11 protein-coding genes are annotated in these 15,909 nt (G+C 47.7%); all 11 read left to right on the forward strand.

Annotated features, from left to right (window positions below):
• Positions 1-138 precede the first annotated feature (138 nt).
• The 11 genes from BLW29_RS09380 (at position 139) to BLW29_RS09430 (ending at position 15,895) form a co-directional block, all read left to right on the forward strand.
• Positions 139-1,011: a carbohydrate ABC transporter permease gene (locus tag BLW29_RS09380; RefSeq protein WP_090978591.1), complete on the forward strand. Its 873-nt coding sequence runs from the start codon at positions 139-141 to the stop codon at positions 1,009-1,011.
• Positions 1,008-1,904 (forward strand): carbohydrate ABC transporter permease, encoded by an 897-nt coding sequence (locus BLW29_RS09385; RefSeq protein WP_090978593.1) that lies wholly within the window; start codon positions 1,008-1,010, stop codon positions 1,902-1,904. Before BLW29_RS09380 ends, BLW29_RS09385 begins: the two co-directional genes overlap by 4 nt.
• 57 nt (positions 1,905-1,961) lie before the next feature.
• Positions 1,962-3,107, forward strand: a complete 1,146-nt coding sequence (locus BLW29_RS09390) for an efflux RND transporter periplasmic adaptor subunit (RefSeq protein WP_090978595.1) — start codon at positions 1,962-1,964, stop codon at positions 3,105-3,107.
• A 38-nt stretch (positions 3,108-3,145) separates the two neighbouring features.
• A complete protein-coding gene (locus tag BLW29_RS09395) occupies positions 3,146-4,564 on the forward strand; it encodes an ABC transporter substrate-binding protein (RefSeq protein WP_090978597.1) in 1,419 nt (472 codons plus the stop codon).
• Between the two features lie 214 nt (positions 4,565-4,778).
• Positions 4,779-6,956: an NAD-dependent epimerase/dehydratase family protein gene (locus BLW29_RS09400; protein WP_090978599.1), complete on the forward strand. Its 2,178-nt coding sequence runs from the start codon at positions 4,779-4,781 to the stop codon at positions 6,954-6,956.
• The gene (locus tag BLW29_RS09405) at positions 6,949-7,839 is read left to right on the forward strand and encodes a hypothetical protein (protein WP_090978601.1); all 891 of its coding nucleotides are present in this window, start codon (positions 6,949-6,951) and stop codon (positions 7,837-7,839) included. The genes BLW29_RS09400 and BLW29_RS09405 overlap by 8 nt, the downstream gene beginning before the upstream one ends.
• Positions 7,840-7,842: 3 nt before the next feature.
• The gene (locus tag BLW29_RS09410) at positions 7,843-9,690 is read left to right on the forward strand and encodes a DUF2194 domain-containing protein (RefSeq protein WP_090978603.1); all 1,848 of its coding nucleotides are present in this window, start codon (positions 7,843-7,845) and stop codon (positions 9,688-9,690) included.
• Between the two features lie 3 nt (positions 9,691-9,693).
• Positions 9,694-11,112 carry a GT4 family glycosyltransferase PelF gene (pelF, locus tag BLW29_RS09415; protein ID WP_090978605.1) on the forward strand — a complete coding sequence of 473 codons (1,419 nt, stop codon included), beginning with the start codon at positions 9,694-9,696 and terminating at the stop codon, positions 11,110-11,112.
• Positions 11,112-12,548: an exopolysaccharide Pel transporter PelG gene (gene pelG / locus BLW29_RS09420; RefSeq protein ID WP_090978607.1), complete on the forward strand. Its 1,437-nt coding sequence runs from the start codon at positions 11,112-11,114 to the stop codon at positions 12,546-12,548. Before pelF ends, pelG begins: the two co-directional genes overlap by 1 nt.
• A 46-nt stretch (positions 12,549-12,594) precedes the next feature.
• Positions 12,595-14,316, forward strand: coding sequence for a CotH kinase family protein (locus BLW29_RS09425; RefSeq protein WP_090978609.1), 1,722 nt, complete (start codon positions 12,595-12,597; stop codon positions 14,314-14,316).
• Positions 14,306-15,895 carry a CotH kinase family protein gene (locus BLW29_RS09430; protein ID WP_090978611.1) on the forward strand — a complete coding sequence of 530 codons (1,590 nt, stop codon included), beginning with the start codon at positions 14,306-14,308 and terminating at the stop codon, positions 15,893-15,895. The genes BLW29_RS09425 and BLW29_RS09430 overlap by 11 nt, the downstream gene beginning before the upstream one ends.
• Positions 15,896-15,909 lie beyond the last annotated feature (14 nt).

The following is a 15,909-nucleotide window of genomic DNA, read 5'->3' on the forward strand; positions in this document are numbered from 1 at the left end:
CGCGCTTTTACAGTTACAAGTGAGAAGAAACGGTTCATGCCGTTCTTTAGCTGGGCGTTGCAGAGAAGGATCCCCAAATCGATTATCTGCACGTCCGAAGCAAAAGCATTCGCTCTCACTATCGTATAGGAGGTCGTTATGAAATTCAATCGCTTGCTGCAGCGAGACAGCAGTGCGGCGGTCATGTTCCTGCTGCCGAGTCTGATCGGCTTCGGGCTGTTCTTCCTGATTCCGTTTGCGGCAGGAGGCTACTATTCGCTGGTGGACAGTCCGGTGAACGGCAGCTTCGTCGGCCTCTCCAATTACGTGGAGCTGCTGGAGAGCAGCTCATTTCGCAAGGCGGCGTCGAACACCGCGTTGTTCACGGCCGTAAGCGTCCCGCTGCTGATGGTCATTTCGTTATTGCTGGCGCTTCTGCTCATGCGCGATGTGTATGCCCGAAACTGGATACGCACGTTCTATGTCATGCCGCTGGTCGTTCCGGTCGCTTCAATCGTGATGCTGTGGCAGATTTTGTTCGATGGCAACGGTTTTCTGAATGCATTCCTGCAGGAGCAGGGGCTGGCAACGAAGGACTGGATGGGCTCGGGAACGGCAAGAGCCGTTGTATTGCTGATTTTCCTGTGGAAGAACACGGGCTATAACATGGTGCTTTATCTGGCAGGTTTGCAAAATATTCCGGAGGACTATTACGAAGCCGCTTCTGTGGAAGGTGCAGGCTGGTGGTGGAAGCTGCGCCATATTACGCTTGTTTATTTAACGCCGACGGCGTTCTTCGTCTTCGTCATGTCGGTTATCGGTTCGTTCAAGGTGTTCCGCGAGACGTATCTGATTGCAGGGGAGTATCCCGATGAGAGCATCTACATGCTGCAGCATTATATGAACAATATGTTTCTGTCCTTGGATTACCAGAAGCTGACCTCGGCCGCGTATGTGATGGCGCTCGTCATCACGGTGTTTGTTGCGGTGGTGTTCAGGCTGGAGCGGGCGCTGAGGAGGCGGATGGAATGAGGGACAAGCCGCGAGCTTTGGCCAAAATCATGCTTACGTTCATGCTTGCCCTATTCGCTGCAGGTATGCTGTTTCCGCTTGTATTCACGATCAGTAATTCCTTCATGTCGGAGGATGAAATTACGGCAGCCTATGGCATTTTGTCGCCGAGTGCAGAAGGTGATTCCGGTGGCTTGTCCGAATCGAAGGCGGATCAGTTCGCCGTGCTCAAGCTGATTCCGGACAAGGTGACGCTTGAACAGTACGGGGAAGCGCTCTACCGAAAACCGCAGTTTCTGGCCATGTTCTGGAATGCGGTTGTGATGACGGCGCCGATTATTGCCGGGCAGACCCTCGTTGCCGCACTGGCGGCTTATGCGCTTGGGAAGCTGCAATTTGCGGGACGGGACAAGCTGTTCTTCATCTATCTCATTACGATGCTCATGCCGTTCCAAGTCACGCTCGTGCCGAATTACATGATGGCAGACCGGCTTGGGCTGCTCAATAGCTTCGGTGCGATCGTATGGCCCGGCATCTTCGCGGCATTCGGCGTCTTCTTATTGCGACAGTTTATGCTGCAGATTCCGACGGCTTACGTGGAAGCAGGCAAAATGGACGGTGCAGGCCATATGCAGCTGTTCTTGCGTATCGTACTCCCTATGTGCAAGCCGGGACTTGCTGCGCTGGTAATTCTGCTCTTCATCGACAACTGGAACATGGTCGAGCAGCCGCTCATCCTGCTGACCGATGCGGTGAAGCAGCCGCTGTCGGTCTATCTGTCCCGGATTCGGGAAGGGGAACAGGGCATCGCTTTTGCCGTTTCCGTGCTCTATATGGCGCCGATGCTGTTTATTTTTCTCTATGGCGAGAACGATCTCATAGCCGGCATTCAGCTATCCGGGCTGAAGGGGTAGGCCGGGTCGGGCCGGCGCGGCACGCAAAAAGTACATAACAGTTTAGGAGTGAAGAGGATGTCCACGATGCTGGACGATAATCGCTTGAAGCGGCGCAAACGGCTCATGGGCACAGTGCTGATACTCTTCTTCGGCGCGCTAGCCGTGCTCACGTTCTTCTCGAACACGATCGCGGGCATGGCGCTGCCGAAGGTGACGGTGACGAAGCCTGATTTTGGACAGTTGGAACGTACCGTTTCCGGTGAAGGCGAGCTGGAGGCGGAGAAATCGGAGGAGCTGTACGCCGAAGGCGACGGTAATGTGACGAAGATCTATGTCGAAGAAGGCGACGCCGTTAAGAAGGGGCAGACGCTGATTTCCTATGATACGACGGAGGCCAAGCGGAATCTTACGGATGAAGAGACGCGATATGCGCAGGCGAAGCTGCGGATGGAGAAGCAGCGGGAAGGGATCGTCGATGCGCTGCGGCAGGGTAACGAGTCGTCGGTGCGTGATCTCAAACGCGACTTGAAAATTGCCGAGTACGATCTGGATATACAGCGTCGAAAGCTGGAGACGATGCGCGAAGACATTGCGAGCAGCAGCGCGGTTCGGGCGCCGTTCGACGGCATCGTTACCAAGCTGCAGGCGACGGAGGGGCTCCCTTCTTCGCGTGGGCAGGCTGTGGTGGAACTGGCGGATGTGAGCGAAGGGCTTATTTTCACCTTTACCGATGACGCAGACGATGCGGATAAGCTTCGCATCGGTGAAACGGTGTCGTTGTCGGCCTATATCGGCGAGAAGCGGAAGATGGTGAAAGGCACGGTCGACGATATCGAGGACGCAACAGACAGCGGAGCTCTCGGCGGTGGCGGATCGGGCGATGCCGATGATGAACAGAAGAAAATTACAGTGAAGCTCACCGGTCAGGAGCTGCAGCTTGGCGACCAAGTGAAGCTTTCCGTGAAGAAGACCGGGCGGATCGGCGGCATCATTCTAGCCAGCGATACGGTACAGCAGGGTTCAGAAGGGTACTACGTTTGGGTGGTGAAGGAGAAGAAGGGACCGCTCGGCAGTATCTATACGGCAGTGAAAGCAGCGGTCACGATCGGAGATTCGGATGAGACCAATACGGAAATTGTGGACGGGATTATGCCGGATGAAAAGGTCGTTGATGAGATGAGCGAGCCGCTAAGCGAGGACCAGCGCGTGCGTTTGAACTAATAGAATAGATAATTTATTCCAAGGAGTGTGTGTTCAGAATGAAGAGGAAAGCGAAATCTGCGATTACAACGGGCTGTGTCAGCCTTGCGCTCATGACGGCGATAACAGCGTGCTCAAGTGGAGGCGGCAACGGCGGGAACGCAAATGCGGGAGAGCAGCCGCCGGCCCAAACAAAGGATGGCAAGACGGTAGTGACCGTATCCGTTCTGGAGAATGACCGTTTCTTGCAGACGGCGGAAGCGAATTTCGAGAAGGCGCATCCGGATATCGATATTCAGATTACTGCTGCGATTGCCACACCGGAAATGGGCAAGAAGGTAGTCAGAAGAGCGGGCGGCCAGGACGAAAACTCGGCGGACAAGGAGAAGTTTGTGAGCACCGTCAACACCGAGCTGATGTCGGGCAAAGGCGCGGATCTTATAGCGGTGCAGGATCTGCCATTCAATAAATATGCGGAGAAAGGATTGCTTACGGATCTTCGGTCTGTGATGAAGGACGATAAAGATTTTAACCTTCAAGATTACTATGAGGGCATTATGGATGGGGTGACGGTCGAAGGCAAGCAGGCAGCGCTGCCGATTCGATTCTCGCTTGATGTGCTGCTCGCGAATACAGAGGAGCTTGCTGGGGCAGGTATTACTGTCGACGATAGCATGTGGACATGGAAAGATTTCACGGATATTGCCCATAAGCTCGTGAAAGATGAAGACGGTGACGGCAAGCCGGACAAATATACGATGAGCGGGATGTCGAAGGATCAGATGCTTCGGTTGATGGTGGAATCCAGCTATGAGCATTACGTGGATGCGGCTGCGAAGAAGGCGTCCTTTGACCAAGGTGATTTTGCGGCGATGCTGGAAAACTTGAAGGGACTCTACGACGACGGCTTGGTTAGCGATGGGATGCCGGCTCCCGGTCAACAATCATTCGGTCATATGAATCTGATGATGCCGATGGATCTGGTTATGCTCCCGGAGATGATGTTCCAGGGCAAAGGTCAAGTATTCCAGACGCCATCCGGCGGCGAGGCGAAAGGCATGACTTACGACAGTGATCTTATGCTTGCTCTGAACGAGAAGTCCGGCGCGAAGAAGGAAGCATGGGCGTTCATGAAATACTTGTTGTCCGCCGAGGCACAGGGAACACCGGGCATAATGGGCTTCTCCGTGCGCAAGGATATGACGGCGAAACAAGTGCAAGAGTCGATGAAAATGCTGGAGAGCGGCAAGATCAAGATAGCGGGACCGGAGGGTGAAATTTCGCCGCCAACGGTAACGGAGGAAGATGTCAAAGCGATCGTCAATACGATTCCGCGCATCAAGCGATTTAGCGGCGATGACAGCGCCATTATGGACATGGTGAAGGAAGAGGCTACGGCGTTCTTCGAGGGCCGCAAGTCGGCGGACGAAGCGGCAAAGCAGCTGCAGAACCGGGCAACGATTTATTTGAACGAATAGCGAGACAGCGCGAGAGAACCTCTTTGGGAGGCCGTCGGAGCCACGGCATCCCAAAGAGGTTCTTTTTGTCACTTCTTGGTGTCAGAATATAGTTTTTTATTCCTTCCATTGTCGAAATGATCAAAAAGTCCTATTAAAATAATAGAAGTGTAAACGATATGTAAACTAAAATATGGTATGATAGTACTAAATTAATCCAACGGAGGGATCAAACGTGAATGTTTTAATCACAGGTGGCTGTGGATTTATAGGTTCTTTTGTCGCGGAGCGCTTTCACAAGGAAGGCCATGCCATATATATAATCGACAATTTATCCACTGGCCAGAGATCGAATGTCACTGTACCGCACAAGTTTTATGAAATAAGTGTCGAAGATCGTAAATGCGAATCGATTTTTCAAAGTATTGCCCCAGACATTGTTATCCATCTGGCAGCGCAGGTTGACGTCGTGACATCGGTAGAGCGTCCGCATATAGACACACAATCCAATATACTTGGGCTCGTAAATATTTTACGCTGTGCGCAGCATGCAGGCGCATCGAAGCTGATTTTTGCATCCTCGGCCGCTACATACGGTCCTTATGACCAAATTTCCCTTACTGAAGATCTTCCTACTAACCCGGTTTCGCCATATGGGATTAACAAGAAGCTCGGTGAATACTACTGCGAGAAGTGGAAAGAACTCTACAACCTAGATACCCTTTGTTTCCGATTCTCAAACGTATATGGTCCTCGTCAAGGCAGCGTCGGAGAAGGCGGCGTTGTCTCCATTTTTATGGAACGGCTTCGGGACGGCAAAGAATTATCCCTATTCGGCGATGGTGGACAAACACGCGATTTTATTTATGTAAAAGATCTGGTGGATGCAATTTATCGCGGTTCCAATAGCAGCGTGACAGGCGTCTACAATCTATCGACGAATACGGAGACGAGTGTAAACCGTTTGATTGAAGTGCTGGGCAGCAAGACGGGAGAGATGAAAGTAACTCATTTGCCGCCGCGCGATGGTGATATCTATCGTTCGAGTCTGGACAACACGCGGATTAAACGCGATCTGGATTGGGTGCCCATATACAGCCTTGAAGAAGGCTTAGACGAGACCTACAATTGGTTCTTGCAGTCGAAGAATGAGAACCAGAAGATCGTTAAGAAACAAGAACGTAAGATGCAGTCCAAATTATGGAGAATGTTAAAGCCGTTTGGAGAGAATCTGCTTGCTTTTGCACTTGTTGCCGTCATCACCTTAAACAGCTCGGAGTTGCTGTTGCACACGGGCATGGATTTTAAACTAATCTATGTTATCGTTCTTGGCATCATATACGGAACAAAACAGTCTTCACTTGCAGCCGTGCTTGCTTCAACCTTGTACTACTATGAAAGTTTAAAAGACGGACGTGACTGGGTGTCCCTACTTTATGATCCGGATGCACTTTTTGTTATTGCTATGTATCTGTTTTTCGGTCTGATTATTGGTTATGTTTCGGACAAAGCTCGCCGAGACAATAAGCGTATTAGCGCGGAGCTTAAGGGTGTAGAGAATAACTATCAATTTCTTAAAGACGTTTATGCGGATACGCGAAAAGTGAAAGAAGAGCTGCAGCGTCAATTAATCAATAGCAAGGACAGCATTGGCCGGATCTATAGTATTATCAAAAAGCTTGAGAGCATGGAACCGGAAGAAATCGTTAACTCTTCGGTCGGTGTGCTGACAACGTTGCTGGAATCGGATAGGATTTCCGTATATTCCGTTAATAATTCGGATTTCATTCGCCTGATGATTAAATCGAATGCACCGCAGTTTGATCTGCCGAAGACGATGCGATTGTCCGAATATCCTTCAATACAGGAAGTCGTGCGCACTGGGAAAATGTTCGTGAACAAAACGATGGATGCATCGCTGCCTATGTTAATTGCTCCAATTGTGCATGATGGACAAATTGTAGCTTTAGTCTCTGTATATGATATTGCTTTCGAACGTATGAATTTGAATGTGGAGAACTTGTTCCGGGTGAGTGTGGATCTTATTTCGGGCTCCTTATCTCGTGCTTTTAAATATGTAGGTGTTACCAAAGGTGATCGTTTCATCGACGATACGGCTGTATTGAAAACAGAGGTATTCTTACAGCTGTTGGAAACGAAATCAAGTGCGAAGCTTCAACATAATGCGGAATATGTGTTGCTAGATGTGGAAACCAACAATCTCCCAGTTAAATCCATATCGGAACGACTCGCTTCTTCGTTACGAGACTCTGATTATGTAGGCTTAATTCGTGAAAAAATCGTACTGTTGCTCTCCAATTCGAATTTGAAGGAAGCGGATTTTGTTATGCAACGGTTGAGCAAAAACGGTATCACTACTCGCATAATAAGTGAGGACGAGGTCTATGGTTAATTTTATAATCGGGTATTATGTGGTCTCGGCGATATACCTTGCAATAACCATGAAGAGGCGATTACGTGACGGTTGGTATACGCTGATACTTGTGACATGTCTTCCGTTTTTTGGGCTGCTGTTCTCCTTGCTGCAGGATGCCGCTGCATTTATGAAGACCAAAGGCGGAGACGATAGATTTAAAGAATTGACGGATATGAATGTACAGGAGGATCGAATCTATCAACGTGTCAACGTTGATAAAGAGACGAACCTGTTGCCGCTTGAAGAAGCGCTGGTTGTCAATGACAACACAACACGAAGAAGGCTGCTTCTCGATATACTCAAGGAAGATATGGATGAGAAGATGATCCCGCTTCTTGAGCAAGCCGTCAACAATGAAGATACGGAGACGTCTCATTACGCCGTAACCGCGGTAATGGAGATTAAACGCAAACTACTCTTATCGATCCAAAAATGGTCTGTCCGGCACGAGGACGATAAAGAAAATCCGCAAGTATTGCTCGCCTATGCGAATGCAATCAAGAACTATTCGACAAGCGGATTTATGGACAAGCGGACGCAGATGACTTATAAGCTCACTTATGTGAACTTACTACGCCAACTGCTTCAGACGGATGCTGCCAGCGTAATGCTCTACCAGGAAATTATAGAAAGCGAGAAGGCGCTGGAGCGTTATGATGAAGCACTTCGCAACTGCGATCAATTCTTGGAGAAGTACCCCCAGAGTGAGCAAGCTTATCTTTCTGCGCTCGATCTTTATTACACGCTTAAGATGAGAGAGCCGTTCTACGCTATATTGGAAGATTTGAAAGCCTCAAAAATAAGTGTGTCCAATCGAGGGTTAAATATCATTCGATTCTGGTCCGTAAAAGGTGCTTAAATAGTGAAAAAGTTTAAATTGAATCGCCAGGTTTACGTGATTCTATTATTCGTATTTATTTTGACGATCGGGCTGCAGCTCACGCGTTCTCAGTCGATTCTGTCCATGGGCGGCAAGCTTAATGTTATCGAGGAATCCGCAGAAACGGTAGACGCGCTCAGCGCGGATGAAGTTTCTGCTCTGCATGAGGGAAAGACATTGATTCTCTACGATGCAGACTCTAACCCGGAAGCGCTATCCAGTCAAGCTATCAAGTACAATACCGAACAAACCTTGCAATATATGAAGAAGCCATTCACTACATACGCGGTTCAGAAGTATACTGGTCACGGCGAAGGGTATAAGAGTGTCATCGTGACATTAAGTGGACTGAACAAAATCAAAAATGCAAATTGGTTGACCGATTTTGTGGAGAGCGGCGGTAAGATCCTGTTCGCCGAAACGCCAAATATTGATGATGTTTTGAATACCATCTACCGTAAACTCGGCATCAATGAGCTAGGTGAGTATACAACGTCTGAAGGCATGACGCTCAAAACGAATATTCTTATTCATAGCGGTGGAGAGTCCTTTGAAAAGGAACTCATCGAGAATACGTCGCTGCAGGTGCATCTTGCGGATCAAGCAAGCATACACGCAGTTGATTCCAATGGCATGCCTTTGCTCTGGGAGATGCCTTATGGCAAAGGGAAGTTTGTTGTTTTCAATGGAAACATTATGCAAGAGAAGGCTAGCCGAGGGATACTTTCCGGTTCGATCAACTTATTGCAAGAGGACGATATTTATCCGATCATCAACACGAAGTTGATGTTTATCGATGACTTTCCTGCCCCGATGCCTACTGGATTTACGAAGGAACTGTTCAACATTTACAAACGAAGCCTGCCTCGGTTCTTTAAAGAAGTCTGGTGGCCTGACATGCTGATGCTTCAAAGCAAATATAACCTGAAGTACACAGGCATGGTTATTGAGTCGTACGATGACAGAGTCACTGCTCCATTTACGCATGCTCGTGAGGCGGATCCCGTAAACCTTGTCACATTCGGCCGCGAATTGATTAAACGTGGTGGAGAAATTGGTATTCACGGTTATAATCACCAATCGCTGACAATGGACCCTGCTATAAGTAAAGTGTACAGCTACAAAACGTGGAAGTCTTCTGCAGATATGATCGCATCGATTGAAGCGGTGCGTGCGTTTATTCAAACGTCATTCCCAAATTACAGTCTGCACAATTACGTTCCGCCTTCAAATGCTCTGACTGCCGATGGCAGAGAAGCACTGAAGAAGGGATGGCCGGATCTGAAGTCAATATCAGCCGTATATCTGGAGGATCCATTACACGCGAGCTATGAGCAGGAATTCTCCTTATCCGCAGATGGAATCGTAGAAATGCCTCGTATTACCTCAGGATTTAAGAAAGACCGGTTTTCAGAATGGACTATGATGAATGCCGCTACATCAATTGGTGTATTCTCGCACTTCGTCCATCCTGATGATATTTTGGACCGAAATCGAAGCTTCCCTTTTACATGGTCGGAACTAGTCATGATGACAGATGATTTTTTATCTATGGTTCAGGATAAATACAGTTGGCTGCGCAATATGACTGCAACGGAAGGCAGCATAGCAACGGAACGGTTTCTACTCAGCGAGCCGCATTTCGTGCATAAGCCGGATCGCATAGACGGATTCATTAATCACTTCTATGAGGGCTCCAAATTATACTATATCGTTCGGACGGACAAGAAGATTACCAAAGAGCAGAATTGTACAGTTAAGCGGATTGATGACAATGTGTACCTCGTTGAAGTGCGCAGTGAAAAATTCTCGATCGGATTGGAGGCATAGCAGGTGAGGATTTGTTTAGTAGCCGAGGGCTCCTACCCCTATATTACCGGCGGTGTATCAAGCTGGATTCATGCACTTATTCGGAATATGCCGGAGCATGAATTTGTCATCTATGCTATCGCTGCGGAACGCAAGCAGAAAGGAAAGTTCAAATACGAGCTGCCAAGCAATCTTGTGGAGGTTCATGAAGGCTTTCTTGATGATTTCCTACGGATTGATGGCGAGTGGGGGCATCGTGTTCGTTTAGATAAAGAGGAGAAAGCAGCACTGAAATCACTGATTGGCGGCGACGAGCATATCGATTGGAAGCCGGTGTTAAGCGTACTTGGCGATCCGAAGCTGAAGAATGCTGCGGATTTCCTCATGAGCAAAGACTACTTTGATATTATGAGCGAGCTTTGCTTAGAGAAATACAGGCAAATTCCGTTTACGGAGATGTTCTGGACAGTTCGGTCTATGATTCTACCGCTATTGCTAACCGTGAGAGCGACGCTTCCTGAGGCCGATATCTATCATTCCGTATCGACTGGATATGCCGGCGTCATCGCAAGTTTAGGGAAGCACAAATACCAGAAGCCGATGATTCTTACGGAACATGGGATTTACTCCAGGGAGCGCGAGGAAGAAATTATTAAGGCGGATTGGGTGAAGGGCTACTTCAAGGACGTATGGATTGAATATTTCTATACGCTTTCCGCATGCGCCTATCAGTACGCGGATCAAGTGATTACGCTCTTCAATAGGAATAAAGAGATTCAAATTGAGCTTGGCTGCGCGGAAGAAAAGATTCAAATCATGCCAAACGGCGTGGGGGTGGACGATTTCAATTCTCTCCCAACGAAGCCGGAAGGTGAGCCGATGTGGATTGGCGGTCTTGTCCGTGTTGTTCCGATCAAAGATATTAAGACAATGATTCAAAGCTTCCAGATCGTGAAGTACGAAGTGCCGGATGCGAAGTTTTTTATCATGGGGCCGTATGAGGAAGACCTTGAGTATTATCAAGAATGTCTTAGTCTAGTCGAGTCGCTGCAGTTGAAGGATGTCATCTTTACAGGCAGCGTCAATATTAAAGACTATATCGGCAAAATGGATGTTCTGGTCCTCTCGAGTATCAGTGAAGGTCAGCCGCTTGCAGTTCTTGAGGGAATGGCTGCAGGGAAGCCTTTCGTGACGACCGACGTTGGCAGTTGCAAAGAATTGTTATTCGGTGTAGATGATGATTACGGCAGTGCGGGTTATGTAGTGCCGGTTATGAATTATGAGCAGATTGGACAAGCGGTAATCACTCTTTGCCGAAGTGAGCGTCAACGCAGGGAGATGGGAGCGAATGGACTCGAGCGTGTCCGTAATCGCTATACGAATGCAGCATTCATTAATAACTACAAGAATCTATATCGATCCTATGGGGAGGAGAAACGATAATGGCTGGTATTGGATTTGAATTGAAAAGACTGTTTGATAAAGACGGTCTCGTTAATAAGTTTAAAGCCTTCTCGTACTCCTCCTTAGTGACGATTGGGCCTATGCTTGCCTGTATTATGCTCGTGCTTGTCGTTCAAGTCATCATGATCAAGAAAAATATTGATTTTATGGATCGTGAGCTGTTTATTGCTTGCACCGTATATGCCTTTACTTTTTCTTATATCTTTTCTAATTTATTGACGATGTTCATTACGCGCACAGTTTCCGATTTCATTTATATGGGTTATATCGACGCGTTGCTGCCATCATTTTATGGAAGTATTATCGTGAACTATGCGGTCGGCGGCATTCCTGCAATTTTGTTCTTATGGATGATCGGGTTGCCGTTTGCCTTGAAAGTCGCGTTGTTCATTCTGTTTATGATTCTGGTCACGATTTGGAATATGAACATATTCATCTCTGCAATGAAAAACTTCCGTTTTATCAGCTACGCTTTTGTGACGGGTTCCATTGTGGCGGTGCTTCTCGTTATGGCCGTCGTGTATTTCATGGACTACGAAGATATCATTACTAAAATCATCTTTGCTATGGATATCGGCTTCGCCGTTACAGCAGGAATGCTACTGGTACAGATCGAACGATTCTTCCGAACAGGTAGAGCAATGCCTAGCTTCTCGTTCTTCGCTTATCTGCGCAAATACCCTTCGCTTATTGTCATTGGTACCTTGAATGCAATCGGGCTTTACTCGCATCAATTTGTGCAATGGTATGGCTCAGCAGGTGAATGGGTGGGCGGATACTTCAGAATGGCGCCAGAGTATGACATTGCGGTATTCTACAGCTTTATTTCGGCGCTGCCAACCATGATTCTGTTTACGGTTGCACTGGAGACGGCGTTTTATCCACAATTTAAAGCCTATTATTCGGCAATTCTTTCACGTGGCTCAATGCTGGAAATCGACAACTCCAAGCGGAGTATTTATCAGGTAATCGCGCAGCAATTGTCAATTATAATGGGTGTGCAATTGTTTTTCTCCCTCATGGCGATCGCAATGGGAATTCGGTTTCTTCCGATTATCGGTTTTTCTTCCGCGCAAATCGATGTGTATAACATCCTTGTAATGGGCTTCTATACGTACATTATTTTTAACGTTATTATGCTAATTCTATTGTACTTTGACGATCGTAAAGGCGTGCTGGCACTTTCAGCAGCATTTCTGGTTCTGAACACGTTCTTGACAATTATTTCGGTGGCACTCAGTGAACAAGGGTTCTCCTTCTTCATAGCTTCATTTATTACACTCTTGCTTGCGTTGGCAAGATTGATTTATTTGCTTCGTAATTTGAATTATTATACATTCAGCGCGCAGCCGCTAATTGCCAAAGAGTATGACAACCGTTATACGCGTATGCTGGAGCGCAGCCGCGAAGACTAATTTCTGCGGCTGTGCTCTGTTGACGGAAAACGGGTAGGAGGACGACATGAAAAGAAGGAATACAGGCATATTCGGCGGTGCGGCCTTGGCCGTGCTGCTTGCTGTACTTAGTGGCTGTACAGATGCAGGAGATAACGACTCCATCGAGCAGTCCGCCGCAAGTAAAATTGAGCTTTCGGCAGCGTACAGCACAAAACTAGTTGAGGATCGTTCGGTGTACAAGGATGATCAGCCTAATTCAGTTGTGGATTTCTATATTACGGTTTCTGCTTCAAACAAGACGGCAGAACATCCGATGACCTGGACGCAGATGAACAGTATTATGAATAAAGCCGAAGTTACCAATGAGAGTTCGATGGAAATCATCATGCAGGAAGGTGATGAGCAATCACCTAAATCCGGTATGTTTGGTTATGGAGCCATCCACGCTAATGCACAGATCAGTTTGCGAGGTAATTCATCCATCGCAGCAAGGTCTGATCAGAAAAATTATAAAGTACAGCTCTTTGAGAAGGCTGGACTTTGGCGTAACCAGCGAACCATTAATCTGATTAAGCACTCTTATGATTTTTCTCGACTGCGGAATAAAATTTCGTTCGATCTGTTCAAGAATATCCCTGATTTTACTAGCCTGCGGACCCAGTACGTTCGGTTGCATGTCAAAGATTTGACAGGTGGCGTGAGCAACTATCAGGATTATGGACTCTATGAACAAATTGAACAGCCGAATAAAGCTTTTCTTCGGTCGCACGGTCTTGATCCGAACGGCCATCTTTACAAAGCGACTAACTTCGAGTTTCAGCGTAGCGAGGAAGCGTTGAAGTTGAAGGATGATCCAACCTACGACGACGCCAAGTTTCAATCTATACTGGAGGTCAAAGGGAACGACGATCATACGAAGCTGCTTAACATGCTGACGGATTTGAATAATCTATCGTTGGACATCGATGATGTTGTGGATAAATATTTTGACCGAGACAATTTTCTAACCTGGCTTGGCATCAATATACTCGTTGATAACAACGATACGAACTCGCAGAACTTTTTTCTATATTCGCCATTGAATGCGGAGAAGTGGTTTTTCTTGCCGTGGGATTATGACGGTGCATGGGGCTATGATAGCTTCAAAGGTGCTGAAAGTAAGACTCGACCCCCATGGCAGCATGGCATTTCCAACTATTGGGGCGTGAAGCTGGAGAATCGTTTCTTCAAGAAACCTGAGAACGTGGAGGAGCTTAAAGCCAAAATCAAGGACTTGAGGAAATATATTAATACAGAAGAAGCAACGAAACTGATTGACATATACAAGCCGATCGTCAGCCAGTTTGTCAGCCGACCACCGGATCTTTCATCCTTGAGGTATCCATACTCGGACTGGGTTTCGGAGCTGGAACGTATGAAGAAACTGCCTGATGAGAACGAGAAAAAGTTCATTGAATATCTGGAGAGACCGATGCCTTTCTTTATGGGAGATCCTGTGCTGAAGGACGGGAAACGAGATTTTGATTGGGATATTTCTTATGATCTGCAAGGTGACGACATTACGTACACGTTCCAGATTGCGAAGGAACCGTCATTTGCGCATCCCATTTTGAAAAAGGAGCAAATCACATCCAATTCGGTAACAATAGAGGAACTTCCACAGGGCCATTATTATTACAATGTTATCGTGCGTGACAGCAAAGGCAATACTGCTCCCGCTTTTGATACCTTCACAGATGTCGATAGTAATAACTACTTTGGTGTAAAAGAATTTTATGTGGATTAAGAAGAATCCGATTGCCGCAGTGACTCTCATGCTTGCCTTTGTCGCAGTTGTTCTATTGGGCTACAGATTGGCGGGGCAGCAGAACAGCCCAAAGGCGAAGTTAAATGAGCCTCAGCTGGATGTAGTTGGCGCTGCGGATTCTGCACCGCCAAGCTTTTCCTTGCAACCAGGCTGGTACGACGCGGGAACGACGCTTTCAATTGAGGGAAGCGGACCAAGTGGAGCACATGCTAAACTGGTCTATACGCTCGACGGATCTGAGCCAACAATAGATGCAGCGCTGTATCGCTCACCGATTTCGCTTAACAAAACAGGGCTTGTACGCGCTAAGGAATTCTATGACGATGGTACGGCAGGGGCGGAAGCAGTGGGGTTCTTCGGCTCGGGGGTAAAGCCCGCCTTGCCTGTAGTCGTTGTTATAGCCAATCCTGATCTGCTCTGGTCTGACGAGTCAGGCATTATGGTGATCGGAAAGCATGGAAACCAAGAGCCGCCGTATAATGGGGCAAACTTTTGGGGGGATACGGAAATTCCGGCTCGCTTCCAGTGGTTTGACCAAAGCGGGAAGCTTTCCTTTGAGAGCGGTGCGGGCATGGAACTGTTTGGCGGCGAGTCACGAATGCAACCTCAGAAGTCTCTGGAGCTAAAGGCGAAGAAGAAGTTTGGTGAGAAGAACTTTCAATTCCGATTCTTTGAGCAGCAAAAGCGTGAGGTCTACAACTCCATCATCCTCCGAAATGGCGGTCAGGATTTTCCGCTTACACACATGCGCGATAGCGTTTCTTCGCTTATTGCTAAACCGATATTGGAGGATGTACAAGCCTATCGACCCGTTGCTGTCTACTTGAATGACCGTTATTTCGGTATTTATGATTTGCGAGAGAAAATGGACGAGAAACTATTGGCTGATCGTCATGACATTAATGCAAAATCAATTGATTTATTGGAATCAGACGGAGAAGTGAAGGCAGGCGGCAATAAAAGATTTAAGCAGCTGTTGGAAGCTCTGCATGAAGCACAGTCCTCATCCAAACCGGATGTTGGGAAGCTGGAAATGATGGTTGATACGCAGAGTCTTTTCGACTATATGATTGTTGAGGCTTACATCGGTAATACGGATTGGCCGGATCATAATATTCGATATTGGCGCTCTGATGAACAAGATGGCAAATTCCGATGGCTCTTATATGACGCTGACCTCAGCTTCGGAGAGGCAGCTGAGCCGTCTCTCAGTAGACTGTTATCTTCTAAGCTAGCGAAGCATCCTTCCGTAGGTTTGCTGCAAACCTTGTTGAAGGATTCGAGTTTGCGCGAGCAATTTCTGAGCCGATTCGGCTTGCTGCTGAACGGTCCGCTCAGCCCGGAGTCAGTTACTGCTGCCATTGTTCAGGCACGAACTGCGCTCGAGCCCGAGATGGCTAAACATCAAGAGCGATGGGAAGGTTCTATGAGCAGGTGGCATGCCGAGACGGATAAGCTGCTTGACTTCGCATCCAACCGCCCGGCAGCACTAGCGGAACAACTGCAGCAGATGTTCCAGTTGACGGACAAGGATATGAGCGTATTGAGACTGAAGTGAGACCGGATAAGAAA

Source organism: Paenibacillus sp. CF384, assembly GCF_900106745.1.
Taxonomy (GTDB): Bacteria; Bacillota; Bacilli; order Paenibacillales; family Paenibacillaceae; genus Paenibacillus_Z.